Annotated in this window: 21 protein-coding genes; 5 read left to right on the forward strand and 16 right to left on the reverse strand. The window is 65.0% G+C overall.

Translation table 11 applies throughout. The features are described 5' to 3' along the window. Positions 1–15 precede the first annotated feature (15 nt). From AC1DW2_RS18665 to AC1DW2_RS18690, 6 genes are read right to left on the reverse strand one after another with little or no spacing between them, the layout of a single operon-like run. A complete protein-coding gene (locus AC1DW2_RS18665; protein ID WP_477006878.1) occupies positions 16–933 on the reverse strand; it encodes a DUF1932 domain-containing protein in 918 nt (305 codons plus the stop codon). Then, complete coding sequence (locus AC1DW2_RS18670; RefSeq protein ID WP_477006879.1) at positions 933–1,802, reverse strand: substrate-binding domain-containing protein; 870 nt, start codon at positions 1,800–1,802, stop codon at positions 933–935. The genes AC1DW2_RS18665 and AC1DW2_RS18670 overlap by 1 nt, the downstream gene beginning before the upstream one ends. Positions 1,803–1,829: 27 nt before the next feature. After that, positions 1,830–2,513: a 4-carboxy-4-hydroxy-2-oxoadipate aldolase/oxaloacetate decarboxylase gene (locus AC1DW2_RS18675; RefSeq protein ID WP_477006880.1), complete on the reverse strand. Its 684-nt coding sequence runs from the start codon at positions 2,511–2,513 to the stop codon at positions 1,830–1,832. Then, complete coding sequence (locus AC1DW2_RS18680) at positions 2,510–3,223, reverse strand: PIG-L deacetylase family protein (protein WP_027517331.1); 714 nt, start codon at positions 3,221–3,223, stop codon at positions 2,510–2,512. The genes AC1DW2_RS18675 and AC1DW2_RS18680 overlap by 4 nt, the downstream gene beginning before the upstream one ends. A 51-nt stretch (positions 3,224–3,274) precedes the next feature. Beyond that, positions 3,275–4,159: an amidohydrolase family protein gene (locus tag AC1DW2_RS18685; protein ID WP_477006900.1), complete on the reverse strand. Its 885-nt coding sequence runs from the start codon at positions 4,157–4,159 to the stop codon at positions 3,275–3,277. Positions 4,160–4,189: 30 nt separating this feature from the next. Continuing rightward, on the reverse strand, positions 4,190–4,900 hold the full coding sequence (locus tag AC1DW2_RS18690) for a TetR/AcrR family transcriptional regulator (protein WP_063983940.1): 711 nt from the start codon (positions 4,898–4,900) through the stop codon (positions 4,190–4,192). 114 nt (positions 4,901–5,014) lie between these two features. Between AC1DW2_RS18690 and AC1DW2_RS18695 the strand changes: the two genes are divergently transcribed. The 3 genes from AC1DW2_RS18695 to AC1DW2_RS18705 all read left to right on the forward strand — a co-directional run bounded on the left by AC1DW2_RS18695 (position 5,015) and on the right by AC1DW2_RS18705 (position 8,140). Further along, entirely contained in the window at positions 5,015–5,992 is a 978-nt protein-coding gene (locus AC1DW2_RS18695) for a tripartite tricarboxylate transporter substrate binding protein (RefSeq protein WP_477006881.1), read from the forward strand. Between the two features lie 10 nt (positions 5,993–6,002). Next, entirely contained in the window at positions 6,003–6,803 is an 801-nt protein-coding gene (locus AC1DW2_RS18700) for an ABC transporter substrate-binding protein (RefSeq protein WP_477006882.1), read from the forward strand. 86 nt (positions 6,804–6,889) lie between these two features. Further along, positions 6,890–8,140, forward strand: a complete 1,251-nt coding sequence (locus tag AC1DW2_RS18705) for a DUF763 domain-containing protein (RefSeq protein ID WP_477006883.1) — start codon at positions 6,890–6,892, stop codon at positions 8,138–8,140. On the opposite strand, the gene AC1DW2_RS18710 is transcribed toward AC1DW2_RS18705, so the two are convergent. The 3 genes from AC1DW2_RS18710 to AC1DW2_RS18720 form a co-directional block, all read right to left on the reverse strand. Next, a complete protein-coding gene (locus AC1DW2_RS18710; protein WP_477006884.1) occupies positions 8,041–9,348 on the reverse strand; it encodes a cytochrome P450 family protein in 1,308 nt (435 codons plus the stop codon). The two genes, AC1DW2_RS18705 and AC1DW2_RS18710, sit on opposite strands and share 100 nt — an antisense overlap. A gap of 90 nt (positions 9,349–9,438) precedes the next feature. Continuing rightward, positions 9,439–9,762: a hypothetical protein gene (locus AC1DW2_RS18715; RefSeq protein ID WP_477006885.1), complete on the reverse strand. Its 324-nt coding sequence runs from the start codon at positions 9,760–9,762 to the stop codon at positions 9,439–9,441. A 106-nt stretch (positions 9,763–9,868) separates the two neighbouring features. Continuing rightward, a complete protein-coding gene (locus tag AC1DW2_RS18720; RefSeq protein WP_477006886.1) occupies positions 9,869–10,642 on the reverse strand; it encodes a ferredoxin--NADP reductase in 774 nt (257 codons plus the stop codon). Between the two features lie 157 nt (positions 10,643–10,799). On the opposite strand from AC1DW2_RS18720, the gene AC1DW2_RS18725 reads away from it, so the two are divergent. Next, positions 10,800–11,996, forward strand: a complete 1,197-nt coding sequence (locus AC1DW2_RS18725) for an amidohydrolase family protein (protein WP_477006887.1) — start codon at positions 10,800–10,802, stop codon at positions 11,994–11,996. 125 nt (positions 11,997–12,121) lie between these two features. Further along, a complete protein-coding gene (locus AC1DW2_RS18730; protein ID WP_477006888.1) occupies positions 12,122–12,805 on the forward strand; it encodes a hypothetical protein in 684 nt (227 codons plus the stop codon). A gap of 4 nt (positions 12,806–12,809) precedes the next feature. On the opposite strand, the gene AC1DW2_RS18735 is transcribed toward AC1DW2_RS18730, so the two are convergent. The 7 genes from AC1DW2_RS18735 to AC1DW2_RS18765 all read right to left on the reverse strand — a co-directional run bounded on the left by AC1DW2_RS18735 (position 12,810) and on the right by AC1DW2_RS18765 (position 19,240). Beyond that, a complete protein-coding gene (locus AC1DW2_RS18735; RefSeq protein WP_477006889.1) occupies positions 12,810–13,199 on the reverse strand; it encodes a hypothetical protein in 390 nt (129 codons plus the stop codon). Between the two features lie 178 nt (positions 13,200–13,377). After that, a complete protein-coding gene (locus AC1DW2_RS18740; RefSeq protein WP_063983949.1) occupies positions 13,378–13,833 on the reverse strand; it encodes a MarR family winged helix-turn-helix transcriptional regulator in 456 nt (151 codons plus the stop codon). 14 nt (positions 13,834–13,847) lie between these two features. Then, on the reverse strand, positions 13,848–14,552 hold the full coding sequence (locus AC1DW2_RS18745) for an ABC transporter ATP-binding protein (RefSeq protein ID WP_085404805.1): 705 nt from the start codon (positions 14,550–14,552) through the stop codon (positions 13,848–13,850). Then, positions 14,549–15,334, reverse strand: coding sequence for an ABC transporter ATP-binding protein (locus AC1DW2_RS18750; RefSeq protein WP_477006890.1), 786 nt, complete (start codon positions 15,332–15,334; stop codon positions 14,549–14,551). The genes AC1DW2_RS18745 and AC1DW2_RS18750 overlap by 4 nt, the downstream gene beginning before the upstream one ends. Further along, positions 15,331–17,220, reverse strand: a complete 1,890-nt coding sequence (locus AC1DW2_RS18755; RefSeq protein ID WP_477006891.1) for an ABC transporter permease — start codon at positions 17,218–17,220, stop codon at positions 15,331–15,333. The genes AC1DW2_RS18750 and AC1DW2_RS18755 overlap by 4 nt, the downstream gene beginning before the upstream one ends. 152 nt (positions 17,221–17,372) lie before the next feature. Then, positions 17,373–18,575, reverse strand: a complete 1,203-nt coding sequence (locus AC1DW2_RS18760) for an ABC transporter substrate-binding protein (RefSeq protein WP_166094556.1) — start codon at positions 18,573–18,575, stop codon at positions 17,373–17,375. 80 nt (positions 18,576–18,655) lie between these two features. Next, positions 18,656–19,240, reverse strand: coding sequence for an amino acid synthesis family protein (locus AC1DW2_RS18765; RefSeq protein WP_085404807.1), 585 nt, complete (start codon positions 19,238–19,240; stop codon positions 18,656–18,658). Positions 19,241–19,243: the final 3 nt, after the last annotated feature.

Genomic DNA, 19,243 nt, shown 5'->3' on the forward strand with positions numbered 1-19,243 from the left:
AATGCGCGCTGGATCTCAGCGCTTGATCTTCGCCAGAATGCGATCCGCCTCGGTGCGCCAATCGGCGCTGCGGGCAAATTCCTTCGTCCCCTTGATGCCGAACAGGCCCTCGTCAGCGAGATCGGCGACCCACGCCTGGCGCTCGGCGGTGCCCTGCGCCGACCAAGGTGTCAGCCCCGCCTCGCGCACGGTCTCCGCGACTTCACGCACCTCCTCGGCACGGCGACGGCCGTGCTCGATCACGCGCTGGAAGCAATAGGCGCCCTGCTTCTCCCAGTCGATCGCGGGAAAGGTTTCAGCGAGCGAGGCCAGCACCGCATCCTCGACGCCATAGGCGCGCGCGGTGGTGAAGCTCTCGATGACCATGGCCTCCAGGCCCTTGATCATGATGCTGCGGCACATCTTCACCGCGGAGGACACACCGAGCTTGTCGCTCGCGACCTTGACCGCAAAGCCGATCGCGTTCAGCAGTGGCTCCAGCTCCCTCGCGCCGGGGCCGCCGAGCAGCAGCGGCACCTTGATGCGATAAGGCGGCACCGAGGTCATCACCGCGCCCTCGACATAGCGTCCGGCAGCGCCGTCGATCAACGCAGCGGCGCGCTGCTTGGCGCCGGGAGACGCCGAATTGAAATCGAGGAACCAGGTGCCCTGGTTGATTGCGCCAGCGCAGGCTTTTGCAACGGGCACGGCCTGGCTCGCCGTGACCGCGGAGATGATGAAATCGGATTTCGCGGTCAGCTCGGCGTGAGACACCGCCAGCGTCACGCCGAACCTCGCCGCATGCTCCTTCAGCGGAGCGCCGTGCTCGCCTCCGAGCTTGATGTCGTAAGCGGCTACCTTGATATCCTGCTGACGCAAATCCTCGGCCAGGATCCTGCCGACCTCGCCGTAGCCGACGAGCCCGATCTGCCAGCGCCTGGGATCACCTGCCATCAATTCAATCCTCGCGTCGTCTCGTCGAACAGTTCCTCGACCGCATAGCGGCGCGGGATCAGCGCCTGCTGGAATGCGTAGTCGACGATCAGCTCCAACGGTTTTCTGTTCGCTTCGATCCCGAACGGAACGAGGTCGGGCGTCGCCGCGGGTCCCACCTGCGCCTTGTTCCGCTTCAGGAGATCATAGATGCCTGTGACCAGGTCGGGGCGCGATCTCGCAAGCTGCTCGGTCACGACCACGAGATGATTGACCGGGACGACGCCACGACGGGTGTACCATTTGGCAGCCTCTGCGGCAGGATCGGAGAATAGCGGCTTCAACGTAGGATGATCAGAGGTCTCGCCGAGGACGGCGTCGAGCTCGCCATCGATCAGCATCTGCAAGATCTTCTTGTCCTTCGGCGCACGCTCGGTGCTGTCGACATATTCGGCAACGTGCGGATCCTCGAAGGTGATCCAGCGGATCTTGTCGAGATTGACACCGTAGTCGTTGGCGAGAATGCCCCTGATCCATGCGCCCGTCGTCGTCGTGAACGAGCGGATGCCGACGCGCTTGCCTTCGAGATCGGATGGCCCGAGCGCTCCCCTTGCAGGGTTGTAGAGCGCGTAGGAATGCTGAAAGCGGCCGAGCATGGTGGCAGGCAGTAGCACCAGCGGCTTGCCATGCGCCTTCGCCATCAGATAGGTGACGATGGCCATCTCGCAGACGTCGAAAGCCTGCTCGCGCACCATCGGCTTGAACGCCGTGTTGGTCGGCGTGTACGCGATGAAATCGAGGTCGAACAGGTCGGAGCGGAGCTCGCCGCTCTTCACCGCCTGCACGTGAGGGTGACTGCCGAGCACGGCCTTCAACTTGAGACGATCCATCCGCCCGCTCCGCTTCTCTGGTCCCGCTCAGACGTCCTCGGGAGTGTCGACATAGACGAGGCCGGCTTTCGCCAGCGCCTCGCGCATGCTGTACATGTCGAGGCCGAGCTCACCCGAGGCCAGCCGCTTGCGCTTGCCGCCCTCGTCCGCGTTGCGCTTCTTCGCCTTTTCGGCGACTTCAGAGGCATAGCGCTTGGGCACCACGACGACGCCGTCGTCATCGGCCACGATGATGTCGCCGGGATCGACGTTGACGCCGGCACARACCACGGGAATGTTGACCGAGCCGAGCGTCGCCTTGACCGTGCCCTTGGCCGAGACGGCGCGCGACCACACCGGAAACTTCATCTCGTGCAGCGCTTTGACGTCGCGGCAGCCGGCGTCGATGATCAGCCCCTGCACGCCGCGCGCCTGAAGCGACGTCGCGAGCAGCTCGCCGAACATGCCGTCGGTGTTATCAGTGGTGCAGCCGACGACGAGGATGTCGCCCTTCCTGCACTGCTCGACGGCGACATGGATCATCCAGTTGTCGCCCGGCTGCGCGAGCACGGTCACCGCCGGACCAGCAATCGCTGCGCCCGGCCACACGGGCCGCAAATACGGCTTCATCAGGCCGATACGGCCGTAAGCCTCGTGCACCGTCGAGACGCCGTACTCCGCCATGCCAGCGGGATCGGCACGCTTGATATTGCGAACGACGACGGGCTTCATGCCAATTCCTCCGCAACCGTCGGGAACAGCCGCTGATAGGCCTCGCCGTAGGTCATGGGCACGCCGGTGTTGCGGCTGCCCTGGATGCCGCGGTTGAGCGCAACGCGCTCGTAATAGCCCCAGAGATGTTTTTGCGCGGCGAGGATCTGGAACGCCTCGTACTTCTCCTTCCAGACCTCGTCGATCTTGAGGAGCAGGTCCGGCTTGTAGTTGCACTGCTCGGGCTGGTGCGGCTCGAACAGGAACACCGGGGGCGCCGAATATTTGTACTGCGCGCCGGGCTTGTGGCCCATCGCCTGCGCGACCACGCGGGTCTCCTGCGCGAAATGCGCCGCGTTCGGGTGGTCGAAATTATAGGGGTCTTCCAGCGCGTGCGTCAGCACGAAGCTCGGATTGAGCTCGCGGTAGATGTCGACCATGCGATCGAAATGCGCTTCCGTCAGCTTCAGCGGATAGTCGCCGCAGTCGAAGAACTCGATCTCGGCGCCGAGCAGCTTCGCCGCCCGCTCCGCCTCGTCCTTGCGGCCGGCCTTGACTGATTCCAGCGTCGCGCCTTTTTCCTTCCAGGCGAACTGGCTCTCGCCGCGCTCGCCGAAGGACATGCAAACGATCTTCATGCGATAACCCTTCTTCGCATGCAGCGCGATGGCACCGCCGGCGCGCCAGACGAAATCGCCGGGATGGGCGGTGATCACGAGACCTGTCTTCATGGGACTACTCCCCTCTTTCCTTGATAAGCAACGTATCGATCGCGAGCACCGTCATTCGTCGAACCCGAACAGGCGCGCGGGATTGTCGACCAGGATCTTCTGCTGGAATTCCGGCTCCGGCGCGAACAGCGGGATCAGGTCGACGAGGTCGCCGTCATTCGGCATCACCTTGACGTTCGGATGCGGCCAGTCGGTGCCCCAGATGACACGGTCGGGTGCGGTCTCGACGACCTTGCGCGCGAACGGCACCGCGTCCGTGAACGGTGGCCCGGCCGAGGACACCCGCTCCGAGCCGCAGATCTTGACCCAGCATTTTTCGTCGCGCTGCATCAGTTCGATCAGGATTTTGAACGGCAGCTGGTCCGGCCCTTCCGACGCCTTCACCCGACCCATGTGGTCGATGGTGTAGCTCAGCGGCAGCTTTGCCAGCATGTCGGCATATTCGGGCAGGTCGATCGCGTCGAAATGCAGATCGATGTGCCAGCCGAGCGGCGCGACCATCGCGATGACGCGGTTGAACACGTTTCTGTCGGGGACGCCACCGAGATGGCGCACGAAATTGAACCGACAGCCGCGGAAGCCGCCGTCGTGCAGCACCTGGAGCCCACGCTCGGTGATGGTGTCGTCAATGTTGGCAACCGCGCGATAGGCGCCATTGCTCTGTGCGATCGCATCGAGCGCGACCGTATTGTCGGTCCCGTGCACGCTGGCATTGACGATGACGGCCCGCTCGACGCCGAGCTTGACATGCAGCGCGCGAAAATCCTCCAGCGGCGCATCCGGCGGCGTGTAGGAACGGTCAGGCGCGTAAGGGTATTTCGCGCCGGGCCCGAAGATGTGGCAATGCGCATCGCAGGACAGCTTTGGCAGCTCGAACTTCGGCGTGCGCGTGTTCGGATCGGGCGGCGGAATGGTCGGCGTGTACATCATCGTCATCACTTGAACCGCCGAGCGAGATCGCTTCTTTCAAGCCTTGCTGCTGACGACCGGCCGCCGCCGTACCGGCGCGGCCTGATCGAGCGCTGGCGCCTGGAACGCGGCGACGGTGGCCTGCACCAATTGCTCGATGGCGCTGGCGGCATCGCTGCCGTCGGCCTCGCCGCGCGACAGGCGCGAGACGCGATCCGGCGTCACCAGCGAGTAATAGAGTGCGCCGAGCAGGAAGTGGCTGCGCCAGACGATGTCGGTGCGCGGAATATGCGGCAGGCTCTCGTGGACTGCGTCGATGAAGGCATGGCTGGTGTCGTCAAAGGTCTGCGCGATGATTTTTCGCACGACCTCGTTGCCTTCGGCGGACATCACGGCGCGCAGCCGCGTGAAGCGCGCCCCGCCCCCGGCGAGATCGCTGCCCGAGGTGAAGGCCGGCACCACATAGGCGCGCACGATCGCCTCCAGCCGGTCCTGGAGGTCGCGCACGCGCTTGGCTGCGGCGAGCAGCTCGGAACGGCGCAAATTCATCGGCCCGCAATGGCGCTGGTAGATCTCCAGCAGCAGACCGTCCTTGGTCTTGAAATGATAGGTCACACTGCCGGGATTGGCGCCGGCGGCCTGCGCGATGTCGCGCACCGAAACGGCATTGAAGCCGTTGGTGGCGAACAGCTCTTCGGCCGCGGCGAGGATCGCCTCGCGCATGTTCGGCTTGCGGGCCGTTTCCTTGCTGGTGGGCTTGCGTACCATGTGATTTGTACTATCGTACAAAAGATCAGGTCTCGTCAACAAGAACCATGGGCGACGTCCGGACGGCTCGGAACACCGAGGCAGGATGCGAAAGCCCGCAAGGAGTGCTGGAAAATGCTGGGTTTAAACAAGACAATCGGCGGTTTGATGCTCGGTGCCGGTCTGCTGCTGGGCGGCACCGCGCAGGCCGCCGACAATTACCCGAGCAAGCCGGTCCATATCCTTGTGCCCTATGCGGCGGGCGGCGCCGTCGACGTGCTTGCGCGTACGCTCGGCCAGGCGCTGGCGAAGACCTGGGGCCAGCAGCCGGTGATCGACAACCGTCCAGGCGCCGGCGGCATCGTCGCCTCGCAGGCGCTGACGCAGGCCGCCCCCGACGGCTACACGCTGATCCTGGTCGCGAGCGGCCATCCGCTCAACCAGTTCATCTATCCGAGCGTGCCCTACGACACGTTCAGGGATTTCACGGCGATCACCGAGGTCGCCTCCTCGCCGCTTGCGATCGTCGTCGCCAAGGACAGCCCTTACAAGACGCTCGGCGACCTCCTCGCCGCCGCAAAGAAGGAGCCCGACAAGCTCTCCTACGGCATGTCCGGCAACGGCACCTCCGCGCATCTCGCCGGCGAGCTGCTCAAATACATGTCCGGCAGCAAGATCGTCGCGATCCCCTACAAAGGCGGCGCACCGGCGCTGACCGCCGTGATCGCTGGCGAGATCCCCCTCAGCATCAATCCGCTGGCGGAAGCGATCGGCCAGCTCGAAGGCGGCCCGGTGCGCGCGCTCGCGGTGACCTCGGCCGAGCGCTCCAAGGCGCTGCCGAATGTTCCGACCGTCGCGGAATCAGGCGTCCCCGGCTACGACGTCTCGGTCTGGTGGGGCGTTCTTGGGCCTGCCAAGATGCCGTCGGAGATCTTGGCGAAGCTCGATACCGATCTGAAGGCGGCGCTGCAGGACCCGAACGTGCTGTCGACGCTGGGCAAGATCGGCGCGGCGCCGGTCGGCTCCTCCGCCAAGGACTTTGACGCCTACATGCACGCCGAGGCGACCAAATGGGAGCCGGTGCTGAAGGCCGCCGACATCCGCGCGCAGTGAGGCTCGTCACATGAGGACCTCTTCCCGGCGATTTGCGCGCACCGCCCTGCTCGCATTTGCAATGACCGGCCTGCTCGGCGCGCCCGCGCGCGCCGATGGCGAAGCAAAACTGCTGGCGCCGAGCGGCAGCTTGCGTGTCGGCATCTATCCGGGCAGCCCGACCTCGATGGTGACGGATGCCGCCGGCAAGCCGCATGGCCTCGCCTACGATCTCGGCGGCGAACTGGCCAAAAGGCTCGGCGTTGGCATCGACTATGTCAGGTTTCAGCGCGTCGCCGACATCGTCACTGCGATCCACGACGGCCAGGTCGACTTCACCGTGACCAACGCCACGCCGGCCCGCGCCAACGAGGTCAGCTTCAGCCAGCCCGTGCTGGCGATCGAGCTCGGCTATCTCGTCCCGGCGAACTCGCCGATCGGCAGGATCGAGGACATCGACAGGCCGGGCGTGAAGATCGGCGTCACCAAAGGGTCGACCTCAGAGCGGACATTGCCGGCGAAGTTTGGGAATGCGACCATCGTTCCCGCCGAAAGCGTCAAGGTCGCCATCGCCATGTTCGGCCGCGGCGAGATCGACCTTTACGCCACCAACAAGCCGACGCTGTTCGAGATGTCCGACCAGATGCCGGGCGCGAGAATCCTCGACGGCAATTGGGGCGCCGAGCATATGGCCATTGCGATCCCCAAGGGGCGTGAGGATGCCCTTCCCCTGCTCAACCGCTTCGTGACGGACGAGCAGTCGTCCGGCGCGCTGGACACGATCCAGCAGCAAGCGGGCCTGCGCGGCGCAACCAAGGCGACGCGCGAGTAGCTCGCGGACTGGGTGTCCTCCCGCCCTGCCCAATACCGTATTCCCTCGATGCAACCGTCGCCGAACTGCGCTAACTTGCGTCGATCATGACTCGCCGAACCGGCAGCGCCGATCTTCCTCTCCACACCGGGCGGGTTCCGCCATGGCTTGCGAGCCGCATGTCGTCGCTGGGCGCAATCGTCACGCAGGCGATCGTGCATCATTATGGACGCGACGCCTTCCTGCAGCGGCTGTCGCATCCGTTCTGGTTCCAGTCGTTTGGCGCCGTGATGGGGATGGACTGGCACTCCTCCGGCATAACCACCTCCGTGATCGGCGCCCTGAAGCGCGGGCTAGGCCCGCTCCAGGACGAGCTCGGCATCTATGTCTGCGGCGGCCGCGGCCAGCATTCGCGCAAGACGCCTGACGAGCTGTTGCAGCTGGGCGATCGCGTCGGCTTCGACGGCGCGAGCCTCACGCGGGCCAGTCGCCTGGTCGCAAAGGTCGACAGTGCCGCGGTCCAGGACGGTTTTGACCTTTATCTGCACGGCTTCTTCGTCACTGCTGACGCCAAATGGACGGTGGTGCAACAGGGCATGAACGGCGACAAGCGGCAGGCCCGCCGATATCACTGGCATTCGGAAGCATTGACGAGTTTTGTCGACACGCCGCATAGCGCGATCGACGGCCCGCAGCAGGGCGAGATCGTCAATCTCACCGATCACCGCGCCGATGTCTCGCGCGCCGCGCAGCTCGAACTGTTGAGCGGTCTCGGCCCCGATCGCATCCTCACAGAATTCGAACGCCTCGTCGGGACGGCGCCCGAGCCGGCGCAGGCGATGCTCCCGCATCTGATCATGCCCGCGCATCATGATGTCAGGCCCAAGGACGTGTTCGCGCGCCGCCTGCACGGCACGCTGGCCGCCGCGGCCGAACGCGGCCCGGTCGATTTTCCGGAATTGCTGCTGACGCCCGGCGTCGGCGCGCGCACCGTGCGCTCGCTGGCGATGGTCGCCGAGGTCGTGCATGGCGCGCCCTATCGCTTCAACGATCCCGCGCGCTTCTCGCTCGCCCATGGCGGCAAGGACCGGCATCCCTACCCCGTCCCGATCAAGGTCTATGACGAGACCATCCGCGTGCTGAAGGGCGCGATCCAGAACGCAAAACTCGGGCGCGAGGAGGAGATGCACGCGATCAAGCGCCTTGACGACCAGGCGCGGCGGCTGGAGCGGACTGCCAGCGGTCCGTCGGTCGAGGCCTACATCGCCGGAGAGCGTGAAGCCTCGCCCGATCTCGACGGCCGATCCGTGTTCGGCTGGGAGCGCGATGTCGTGGCGTCACGGAAATCGACGGGCTGACTGTCCACCGCGACGACCGGCAACTCCGCGATGGCACGCATGCCCGGCCGCTTGCGCCAGTGAATCTGCGCGGGATCGACGGCGAGACCGAGCTTCGGCCATCGCGCAAACAGCGCCTCCAGCGCACAGGCCGCCTCGATCCGTGCGAGCTGATGGCCGAGACAGAAGTGAATTCCCGTTCCGAACGAGATGTGGCGGTTCGGCTTGCGCGTGAGGTCGGGCCGCTCGGGCTGGTCATGCACCGCCGGATCCATGTTCGCCGCCGCGAGCATGACCATGACGCGATCGCCCTTTTTCAGCGGCACGCCCGCAAGCTCGATATCCCGCCGCACATAGCGCGGCTTGGAAAACTGCACCGGTGACACGAAGCGCAAAAACTCCTCGACAGCGAGCCCGACACGGCTTCGGTCTTGCTCCAGCCAATCGCGCAAGCCCGGATTTCTGAGGAGCTCGTAGACCGAGCCGCTGATCAGATGCGTCGTGGTCTCCGATCCTGCCGCGAGCAGCAGAAACACCATCGACACCATTTCGTCCGGCGTGATCTGGCCGCCCTCACGCTCGACCTGAACCAGCTCGGCAATCAGGCCCTCGCCGCCCTGCACGCGGGCGACCTGCAACTGCCGTTCGAGATAGGCGCGCATCTTGCGAAACGCGAGCAGCAGGCGGAAGAAGCTGACGACATTCGTCAGCGACGACATCTTGTTGGCCCAGGCAATGAATCGTGGACGATCGGCCGCAGGCAGGCCCAGCAATTCGCAGATCACCGACACCGGCAGGATGCGGGCGTAACGCTGGACGAGGTCGGCGGGGCTGCCATCGGCAAACAGGTCGTTCGCCAGGCCGTCGGCGATGGCGCGAATGCGTGGCTCCATCGCCACGATCGCGCGGCGGCGAAAAGCCTCGTCCACGATGCTGCGCAGCCTCGTGTGATCAGGCTCGTCCATCGTCAGCATGTTGTTGGCGATGGTGGTGACCAGCTTTGGCATCCACCAGCGCAGGCCGGCGACTTTGCCGTCCCCCTTGCGCAGCGTGAAGGTGGTGCCGTCCTTCAGGACCTGCGCCGTGGCGTCATGGGTCGTGGGGACCCAGACATCGCCGACCAGAGGAAATCGCGTCGCGATCACGGGGCCGGACGCGCGCAGCGCCGCGATCGCCTTGGGCGGATCGCGGAAGAAGGCCTCGCTGGTGAAATCGAGGCGCGGTGTCATGGGATCACCGTATTGGTTGGTGGCGCCTCAACCAGATGGTGTGTACGCGGCGACGCGCAAGGGGCCGGAACCGCGCGAAAGGAAGAGAGCCTATCCGCGCCCCGGCGAGCGTTGGCCGGTCTTGCGCTGCTGATTGGTGTAGGCGTCCCAATGGCTCCAGCTACCGTTGGCGAGGCTTTGCAGATCGGTGCCGAGGGGGCGGCGCGTGCGCTTGTCGTGATCGGCGATCACGCGCTCGGACTGCGCGATCTTGCGCTTGAGTTCCGCGATCGCCTTCTGGGTCTGCCCGTCCCGCTTCGAAGACGCGATCTCGCCCATCGTGAAGCGCGCGGTCTCGAGCGCCTTCAACTCGGCGCGGTTCTTCTTCAACTGGACCCGGTGCCAGGCGATGTTGCTGTCGCTGTCCGCAACCATGTGGGAACTCCGCTGATTCGTTCCCACAGTGTATCGCGCGCGGAATCGGCGCCGCAACGCCCGCCGAACGGCGAAAATACGGTCTTATTGCGCGAAAAATCCGCGATCAGCGCTCGGCAAAGGCCTTTTCGACCACGAATTGGGCCGGCTCGCCGTGATTGCCCTCAATGAGGCCGCGCTCRCCCAGGAGCACGCGGGTGTCAGCGACCAATGCCGGGCTGCCGCAGATCATGACCCGGTCATGGGCGGCTTCCAGCGGCGGCAGGCCGATATCGGCGAACAGCTTGCCGGACGTGATGAGGTCGGTGATGCGGCCGCGGTTGCGGAAGGGATCGCGGGTCACGGTCGGATAGTAGATCAGCTGATCGCGGATGTACTCGCCGATCAGTTCGTCCTTCGGCAGCGTCTCGGTGATCATCTCGCCATAGGCGAGCTCCTTCACGTGCCGGCAGCCGTGCAGCAGCACGACCTTCTCGAACCGCTCATAGGTCTCGGGGGCCTTGATCACGCTCAGGAACGGCGCGAGGCCGGTGCCGGTGCCGATGAGGTAGAGGTTGCGGCCCTCTTCGAGATTGTCGATCACCAGCGTGCCGGTGGCCTTGCGGCTGACGATGATCTCGTCGCCTTCTTTCAGATGCTGGAGGCGCGAGGTCAGCGGACCGTCCGGCACCTTGATCGAGAAGAACTCCAGCGTGTCCTCGTAATTGGCGCTGGCGACGCTGTAGGCCCGCAGCAGCGGCTTCTCGCCGACCTTGAGCCCGATCATGGTGAATTCGCCGTTGCGGAAACGGAAGGTCGGGCTGCGGGTGGTCTTGAAAGAGAACAGCGTGTCGGTCCAGTGGTGGACGCTCAAAACGCTTTCCTGATTGAAATTGCTCATCTCACCTTCCCTGTCGCTTCCAATGCGGTTCCGAGGCGGGCAGCTATGCGTCGTTTGTACACGATCATTCGTGTACTAATGAATAATCCTGCTTGCTCCCGGGGTCAAGGCTGCCCAAGATCGCGAGCGTTGCAGTTAGGAACAAGGAGCCCCTTCCATGGCGCATGACGCACCCCAGGCCACCGGACCCTCGAAGCTCGTGATCCGGAATATCGGCCTGATCCTGTCCGGCGCCCTGGAAAAGCCGATCCTGGACGGTGACACCATCGTCGCCGAGAACGGCAAGATCACTGCGATCGGCCGCTTCAAGGACCTCAACACCGAAGGCGCGACCACCATCGTCGAGGCCAACGGCACCACGGTCGCGCCCGGCCTGATCGACAGCCATGTCCACCCTGTGGCGGGCGACTGGACGCCGCGCCAGAACCAGATCGGCTGGATCGACAGCAATTTGCATGGCGGCGTCACCACGATGATCTCAGCCGGCGAGGTACACATGCCCGGCCGCCCGCGCGACGTCGTCGGGCTGAAGGCGATGGCGATCTTCGCACAGCGCGCATTCTGGAATCTGCGCCCGGGCGGCGTGAAGGTTCACGCCGGCGCACCGGTGATCGAATGCGAGATGGTCGAGGAGGATTTCAAGGAGTTGGCCGCCGCCGGCGTCAAGCTGCTCGGCGAGGTCGGCCTCGGCGGCGTCAAGGACGGCCCGACGGCGCGCAAGATGGTCGGCTGGGCCCGCAAATACGGCATCCAGAGCACGATCCACACCGGCGGCCCTTCGATCCCCGGCTCCGGCCTGATCGACAAGGACGTGGTGCTGGAGGCCGACACCGACGTGGTCGGCCACATCAATGGCGGCCACACCGCGCTGCCCGACGACCAGATCCGCTGCATCTGCGAGGGCTGCAAGCGCGGCCTCGAGATCGTTCACAACGGCAATGAGCGCTCGGCCCTTTTCACGCTGCGCATCGCACGCGAGATGGGCGACCTGCACCGCGTCATCCTCGGCACCGACGCTCCGGCCGGCTCCGGCGTGCAGCCGCTCGGCATTCTGCGCATCGTCTCGATGCTGTCCTCGCTCGGTGACCTCCCGGCCGAGATCGCGTTCTGCCTTGCCACCGGCAACACCGCGCGAATGCGTCAGCTCGATTGCGGCCTGATCGAGGTCGGCCGCTCGGCCGATTTCGTCATCATGGACAAGGCGCAGCACTCGCCCGGCAAGACCATCCTGGAGAGCGTGCAGCTCGGCGACCTCCCCGGCATCGGCATGACCATCATCGACGGCATCGTGCGCACCCAGCGCAGCCGCAACACCCCGCCGGCCGGCCGGGTGCCGGAAGTGGTGGCGAAGTGACGCAGCCGGAGCAGCTCGCCGCTTCGCGTCGCGCCTCCAAGGCATTGAACAAGTCTGCTGCCTGCTGCGTCTAACGCAGGCAGCCCTCGGCGGCGGCAGTTCATTGCTGGACCATCGAGGGAGACATGAAAAGTTCGCTGCGGATTGCCGCCGGCATCGCCGGTGCGGCGGCAGGCTTCATCGCCACGATCGGGCTGCTCGAGCTGACCGGCTTCGGCAATCGTGCAGACCCAATCACGACGGGGCTGGTCGCCCTGTTCGCCATCGCCCCCATCGGCGCAGTGATCGGCCTGGTGCTCGCCACCAAGCTGGCGACACGCAAGGACCACAATAGCGGCGGCCTCGCACGCAACAGCCTGAAGTCACTCGGCGTCGTCGTCTTGCTCTGCCTCGCCGCCGGTGTCACTTACGCCGTCTACGCGTATGCGACCGCCACGCCCTGGCTCAATCCGAACGCCAGCAATCCACTGCTCGTGTTCGAGGTTCGCTTTCCGGCCGGCGTCGTGGTGCCGACGTCACCGCAGGGCATCGCAATCGAATTGCAGACCGACCTCAACACCATGCCGGGCGAAGTGACCCCCCCGGCCTTCTATCGTGATGGTGAGCAGCCTGTCATCGCAGGCGAAGTCGAGCTTGCCTTTAGAACCTCGCACCGGCAGCTCACCGTCTACATCCAGGGCCAGCCGAGCCGGATCTATCCGATCGACTTGACGGCCCGGGCGCCGCATACGCCGGAGTTCGGCACGTGGCGGCGGCTCGCCGATGGCAGCGAAATCCGCTACCGCGCCAAATGGCCGGGGAGGACGTAAGGGATCAGCGCTTCTTTGCGATCTCACAGCGCACGTAGGTCTGGCGCTTGGCCTGGCCGACCGGGCCATTCTCGATCACCAGCCGGCCATCCGCCGCAACGGAGACTCGGGGATTGGAGCGAAACTTTTCGCCCTCGCCTGCGCAGGCAAGCCGCATCTTCCAGCTTTGCTTGCCGTCTGCGGTGATCTCGCTGGCGCGGCAGCGCGTCTCGTACCAATAGAGGCGGTTGCCGCCTTCGATGCTCATCCGGCTGGCGCTGTCCTGATCGCGGCAATCCTTCTTGGTCGACGCCCATAAGCCCTCGTAGGGCTGTGCGGCAAAGGCGGCAGTGCAGCTGCTCGCCAACGCGGCAGTAAGACTCAGAACCATCGCAAATCGCGTGACTGCTCGCATGACGAAAACCTCGATAGACCCTTCATCGACGTTAGTCGCCAGTTCCCGCCCCTTGTTCAACTGCCGTAGGGTGGGCAAAGGCGCGAAGCGCCGTGCCCACCATCTTTGCGACTTGAGGAAGAACGGTGGGCACGCTTCGCTTTGCCCACCCTACGAGACCTTCACTACGGCACCTTCTTCACCGCAGCTTGTTCAACAGCGCCATCAGCATCTCGCGCTCCCTGGCGTCGAGCGGCGCAAGCGTTTCCCTGGTTATCGCGAGCGCACTCGGCGCGACCTTCTCCGCAAGCTGCTGACCGGCGCGCGTCAGGCTGACCAGAAGCCGCCGTCCGTCCTCGGGATCCTGGCTGGTCTCGGTCAGGCCTCGTGCGGTCAGGCGGTCGATCACGCCCTTGATGGTCGCGACATCCATCGCCGTCAGCCGCCCGAGCTGGTTCTGCGAGCATGGCCCGGTCTCGGCCAGCTTCGATAATGCCGCCCACTGCGTGGGCGTGAGATTGGTGCCGATGTCGCGCGAAAAGATCGAGCTGTGGCGCTGCCAGACCTGACGCAGGATGAAGCCGACCTGCTCGTCGAGCACGTAAGACGATTTTGCCGGTTTGACGCTTTTCTTCGCCGCAACGCTTCTCGCCATCCGCTCCCCGCCCCTTACAACGACAGATGCGCGTCGCGGACATCCGGACGCGCGTCGAGCTCGGCCATGGTACCGCCGAAGCAGATACGGCCGCGCTCGATGATATAGGCGCGATCGGAGATCAGCCGCGCAAAGTGCAAATTCTGCTCGGACACGACGATGCTGACGCCTTCCTTCTTCATGGTCAGGATGGCATCGACCATCTGCTCCACGATCTTCGGCGACAGGCCTTCCGAGGGCTCGTCGAGCAGCACCAGCGACGGATTGCCCATCAGCGTGCGCGCGATGGTGAGCATCTGCTGCTCGCCACCGCTCATGCGGCCGCCCGGTCGGTTCTTCATCTCACCCAAATTTGGAAACAGCGCGAACAGTTTTTCGCGGGTCCAGTGCGGGGCGTTCGGACGCTTCGGCTGCCGGCCGACTTCGAGATTCTCCTCCACCGTCAAATCAGTGAAGATGCGCCGCTCCTCGGGCACGTAACCAAGCCCGTCGCGCACGATCTCATGCGTCGGGCGCGCCGAGACATCCTTGCCCTCGAACATGATGCGCCCCGAGCGCTGGGCAACGAGCCCGACGATCGAGCGGAAGGTCGTCGACTTGCCGGCGCCGTTGCGGCCGAGCAACGCCACCACCTCGCCCTCGCCGACCTCGAAACCGATGTCGAACAGGATATGCGCCGGGCCGTAATGGCTGTTGAGGTCCTGCACCGTGAGCTTCATGCGGAGACTCCATGCCCGGCATCGTAAAGCAGGCCCTCGCCGAGATAGACCGCCTGCACCTGCGGATTGGCGCGCACCTCGGCCGGCGAGCCCTCGGCGATCAGCGTGCCGCGGTTGAGCACGATGATGCGGTCGGCATGCTCGAACACCACGTCCATGTCGTGCTCGGTGAAGAGCACGCCGATCGACTTCTCCCGCGCGATCTGCGCCGTCAGCCGCATCAGGTCGACGCGCTCGCGCGGCGCCATGCCGGCGGTTGGCTCGTCCATCAGCAGCAGCTTGGGATCGTTGGCAAGCGCCACCGCAAGCTCGAGCCGCTTGAGGTCGCCATAGGCGAGCTCGCCGCAGGGACGATCGGCGTAGCCGCCCATGCCGACCAGTTCGAGCAGCCGCCCAGCCTCGCCGCGGTCGAAATTCGGGGCCGAGCCGAAGAGATTGAACAGCTGCTTGCCATGCGAGATCAGCGCGACCTGCACGTTCTCGCGCACGGTCATCGTCGCGAAGGTCGCGGTGATCTGGAAGGTGCGTCCGACGCCGAGCCGCCAGATCTCGCGCGGCTTCTTGCCGGTGGTCTCCTCGCCGAGCAGGCGGACATGGCCGGTATCAGGCTTGTTCTGGCCGTTGAGCATGTCGAAGCAGGTGCTCTTGCCCGCACCATTCGGACCGATCAGCGCCAGAATTTCGCCTGATCGCAGCGAGAACGAGACGCCGCGCACGGCGTGGATGCCGCCATAGGATTTGGACAGGCCTTCAACCGCGAGAAGTGGGGGTGCGACGCTCATTCGACGGACTCGATCGGCTTAGCAAGCAAGGGAGATCCCGGCGGCGATGTCTTCCCGCGCCGCTGCGCCAGCATCTCCAGCGTGCCGACGATGCCCTTGGGGAAGACGACGACGATCAGCACGATGAAGCCGCCGAGCACGAGCTTTGACAGGTCGGTCTGGCTGACCAGCCAGATGTTGAGCGCCTTGTAGACGATGGCGCCGATCACCGCACCCGACACCGTCTCGACGCCGCCGAGCAGCACCATGACGAGCGCGTCGACCGACAGCGAGATGCCGAGATTGTCGGGGAAGACGCTGCCCTTGAGGTAGGCGAACAGCGCGCCGCCGATGCCGGCGGTCGTGCCTGCGATCACGAACGCCGTCCACTGGATGCGCTTGGCATTGATGCCGACCGCCTCGCTGCGCAGAGGCGAGTCGCGCGTGGCCCGGAGTGCGTAGCCGAACGGCGAGAATACCATGGCCCGAAGCGCGACCGTCACGAGTGCCGCAACGCCGAGCGCCAACCAATAGAAATGCCCCGGGCTCGCCGCCCAGCTTGACGGCCAGACACCGAGTATGCCGTTGTCGCCGCCCGTGACACTCACCCACTGGAACGCGATCGACCAGACGATCTGCGCAAACGCAAGCGTCAGCATCGCGAAATAGACGCCGGAAAGCTGCACCGCGAAGAAGCCGAACACGGCCGCGCCCATGCAGCCCAGCAGCGGCCCGAGCAGCAGGCACACGACCATCGGCAGCCCGGCCATCTTGGCGAGGAAGGCGACGCCGTAGGCGCCGAGACCGAAATAAGCGGCATGCCCGAAGGACGCGAGCCCACCGACCGACATCAGGAAATGCAGGCTGACGGCGAAGATCACGAAGATCGCAATCTCCGAACCGACCGTGAGAACATAATTGCCGGCGAACAGCGGCAGCGTCGCCGCGATGACCAGCGCGGCAAGCGCCGCGAGCCGCTCGTTCGACGTCAGCGGCCGCCAGGGATTGACGGTGAGGCCCGGTGTCTTGCGCGCGGGCGCCTCGGGCTTGCCGAAGAGACCCCAGGGCCGGACGATCAGCACCACCGCCATCACCAGGAAGACCAGGATGATGGAGATCTTCGGGAAGATCAGGATGCCGAAGGCGTTGAGCTCGGAGACCAGCACCGCAGCGACGAAGGCGCCGACGATGCTGCCGAGGCCACCGATCACGACGACGACGAAGACCTCGACGATGATCCGCAAATCCATGGCGTGATGCACGGCATCGCGCGGGATCTGGAGCGCGCCGCCGAGTGCGGCGAGGAAGACGCCGACCGCAAACACGGATGTGAACAGCCATTTCTGGTTGACGCCAAGCGCTGCGACCATGTCGCGGTCCTGCGTCGCCGCGCGCACCAGCACGCCCCAGCGCGTGCGCTGGAACAGCAGCCAGAGAATGCCGAGTACGACCGGGCTGAGCACGATCAGGAACAAATCGTAGCTCGGGATGTTCTGGCCGAAGAAATCGATGGCGCCCTTGAAGCCCGGCGCGCGGCGGCCGACGAGATCGTCGGGGCCCCAGATCAGCACGACGAGATCCTCGACCATCAAGGTCAGGCCGAAGGTCGCAAGCAGCTGGAACAGCTCGGGCGCATGATAGATGCGGCGCAGCAGCACCATCTCGACGATGACGCCGATCAAGGCCACGGCAAACGCGGCGATGACGATCGCGCCCCAGAAGCCGAACGCTCCCGAAAGCCGCTCGGTGAGCGTGAAGGCGATGTAGGCGCCGATCATGTAGAAGGCGCCATGCGCGAAATTCACGATCCGCGTCACGCCGAAGATGATCGACAGGCCCGAGGCCACCAGGAACAGCGACGCTGCGCTGGCGAGACCGGTCAGAAACTGTACGACATAAAAGGCCATCGGCGGTCCGGGTTAGGCATAAGTCTCAGTGTCTCGCTTCATCCTTCGAGACGGCGCTACGCGCCTCCTCAGGATGAGGTCCGGGATCCTCATGGTGAGGAGCGCGGCAACGCCGCGCGTCTCGAACCATGAGGCCCCGGTCTCTCTTCGCATCAATCCTTCGGACGCAGCTTATCGACTTCGGCGTCGCTCGGCAGATAATCCGAGCCCTTCTTGTAAGAAGAATCCACCATCACGCCCTTGCCGTCCTTCAGCGCGGTCTTGCCGACATAGGCACCGAGCGTCGACTGGTGGTCGATCTTGCGGAAGGTGATCTCGCCGAATGGCGACGGCATCGACAGCCCCTCCGCCGCGGCGATCAGTTTCTCCGGATCGGTCGAGCCGGCCTTCGCAAGGATCGCAGCGGCCGCCTTGATGGTCTGGTAACCGACGATCGAGCCCAGGCGCGGATAGTCGTTGTACTTGGCCTGGTAGGCCTTCAGGAACGCGTCATGCTCGGGCGTCTTGATCGAGTACCAGGGATAGCCGGTCACGATCCAACCCTCCGGCGTCTCGTCCTTGAGCGGATCGAGATATTCGGGCTCGCCAGTCAGGAACGATACGACCTCGCGCCCCTTGAACAGGCCGCGGGTGTTGCCTTCACGCACGAGCTTCACGAGGTCGGCGCCGAAGGTGACGTTGAGGATCGCTTCGGGATTGGCCGCGGCAACCGCCTGCACCACCGGACCCGCGTCGATCTTGCCCTGCGGCGGCCACTGCTCATCGACCCACTGGATATCAGGACGCTTCTCCGACATCAGCTTCTTGAACACCGCAACCGCCGACTGGCCATACTCATAGTTCGGCGCGATCGTCGCCCAGCGCTTGGCCGGCAGCTTGCTGGCTGCTTCCACCAGCATCGCCGCCTGCATGTAGTTGGAGGGGCGCAGACGGAAGGTGTACTTGTTGCCCTTGGACCAGGTGATGGCATCCGTCAGCGGCTCGGCCGCGAGGAAGAACACCTTCTTCTGGTTGGCGAAGTCGCTGACGGCGAGGCCGATATTCGACAGGAACGTCCCCGTCAGCATTGCAACGCCCTCGCTCGACACCAGCTCATTGGCCGCGGTCTGCGCGTCCGCCGGCTTGCCGCCGTCGTCCTTGGAGACGACGACGAGCTTCTTGCCGTTGATGCCGCCGGCCGCGTTGACCTGTTCGACTGCGAGCTGCCAGCCCTTGCGATAGGGCTCGGTGAACGCCGGCAACAGCGAGTAGCTGTTGATCTCGCCGATCTTGATCTCCTGCGCCACGGCCGAATGAACCATGCCGCCCGCCAGCAGCGCGAAGGCCGCGCCCACAAAAGTGTTTCTCGCTCGCATCCCAACCTCCAGTTTTGAACTCTCTACGTCTTCAGCGTGATCTTGTCGGAGAAGCTATGCCCGCCTCCCCGGTTCAAACTCTATTTCAAACCGTCTTCGCCCTTCACTTCCGCAACCGTCAGCCCGCCGACGCGCGGCAAGGGACGGCCGCTATCGGTGACGGCGACCGCGACCATGATCTCGTTGGCGCGCGGGGCGTCGTTGATCTGCACCTCCATGCCGTCGAAATGGCTGCGCACGAAGGCGGCGTCCTTGTGACCAAGCGGAATGTCCAGCGTCGTGCCAGGGCCGCTGCGCTTCTTCGACGACGGGATCAGCGCCGCGCCTTTGCTCAGAACCTTGCGCACCGGAGCGCCCATCTTCGGATGCAGGATAGCCGCCGCATGCTCCAGCTCGCCGTTCTCACCGACCGCCGCGGCCTTGCCGTAGCTCTGCGCCTTCGCGCCATCGATGCCCAGCGCCGCCACCGCGCGCTTCGCCAGGAGATCGCCGAGCTCCTCGCCGATGGCGATCAGCGGCGACAGATCCTCGACATATTTGCCGGCAAAGGGGTTCTCGATCACGGCAATCGCCGCGGCGCGCCGCGTCGGCGGCGAGACCTGGCGACCCATTTCCATCTGCGTCTCTTCGACGACGGTGACGATCTTGCGGATGATCGCGCTCATGTT

This window comes from Bradyrhizobium sp. P3_C3, from assembly GCF_056402655.1.

Bases quoted from the DNA above. Each gene is read 5' to 3' on its own strand.
- AC1DW2_RS18665 (WP_477006878.1), bottom strand. From the start codon at position 933: ATGGCAGGTGATCCCAGGCGCTGGCAGATCGGGCTCGTCGGCTACGGC.
- AC1DW2_RS18735 (WP_477006889.1), bottom strand. From the start codon at position 13,199: ATGCGAGCAGTCACGCGATTTGCGATGGTTCTGAGTCTTACTGCCGCG.
- AC1DW2_RS18700 (WP_477006882.1), top strand. From the start codon at position 6,003: ATGAGGACCTCTTCCCGGCGATTTGCGCGCACCGCCCTGCTCGCATTT.
- AC1DW2_RS18730 (WP_477006888.1), top strand. From the start codon at position 12,122: ATGAAAAGTTCGCTGCGGATTGCCGCCGGCATCGCCGGTGCGGCGGCA.
- AC1DW2_RS18680 (WP_027517331.1), bottom strand. From the start codon at position 3,223: ATGAAGACAGGTCTCGTGATCACCGCCCATCCCGGCGATTTCGTCTGG.
- AC1DW2_RS18710 (WP_477006884.1), bottom strand. From the start codon at position 9,348: ATGACACCGCGCCTCGATTTCACCAGCGAGGCCTTCTTCCGCGATCCG.
- AC1DW2_RS18745 (WP_085404805.1), bottom strand. From the start codon at position 14,552: ATGAAGCTCACGGTGCAGGACCTCAACAGCCATTACGGCCCGGCGCAT.
- AC1DW2_RS18690 (WP_063983940.1), bottom strand. From the start codon at position 4,900: ATGGTACGCAAGCCCACCAGCAAGGAAACGGCCCGCAAGCCGAACATG.
- AC1DW2_RS18695 (WP_477006881.1), top strand. From the start codon at position 5,015: ATGCTGGGTTTAAACAAGACAATCGGCGGTTTGATGCTCGGTGCCGGT.
- AC1DW2_RS18715 (WP_477006885.1), bottom strand. From the start codon at position 9,762: ATGGTTGCGGACAGCGACAGCAACATCGCCTGGCACCGGGTCCAGTTG.
- AC1DW2_RS18670 (WP_477006879.1), bottom strand. From the start codon at position 1,802: ATGGATCGTCTCAAGTTGAAGGCCGTGCTCGGCAGTCACCCTCACGTG.
- AC1DW2_RS18765 (WP_085404807.1), bottom strand. From the start codon at position 19,240: ATGAGCGCGATCATCCGCAAGATCGTCACCGTCGTCGAAGAGACGCAG.
- AC1DW2_RS18760 (WP_166094556.1), bottom strand. From the start codon at position 18,575: ATGCGAGCGAGAAACACTTTTGTGGGCGCGGCCTTCGCGCTGCTGGCG.
- AC1DW2_RS18750 (WP_477006890.1), bottom strand. From the start codon at position 15,334: ATGAGCGTCGCACCCCCACTTCTCGCGGTTGAAGGCCTGTCCAAATCC.
- AC1DW2_RS18740 (WP_063983949.1), bottom strand. From the start codon at position 13,833: ATGGCGAGAAGCGTTGCGGCGAAGAAAAGCGTCAAACCGGCAAAATCG.
- AC1DW2_RS18685 (WP_477006900.1), bottom strand. From the start codon at position 4,159: ATGACGATGATGTACACGCCGACCATTCCGCCGCCCGATCCGAACACG.
- AC1DW2_RS18755 (WP_477006891.1), bottom strand. From the start codon at position 17,220: ATGGCCTTTTATGTCGTACAGTTTCTGACCGGTCTCGCCAGCGCAGCG.
- AC1DW2_RS18705 (WP_477006883.1), top strand. From the start codon at position 6,890: ATGACTCGCCGAACCGGCAGCGCCGATCTTCCTCTCCACACCGGGCGG.
- AC1DW2_RS18725 (WP_477006887.1), top strand. From the start codon at position 10,800: ATGGCGCATGACGCACCCCAGGCCACCGGACCCTCGAAGCTCGTGATC.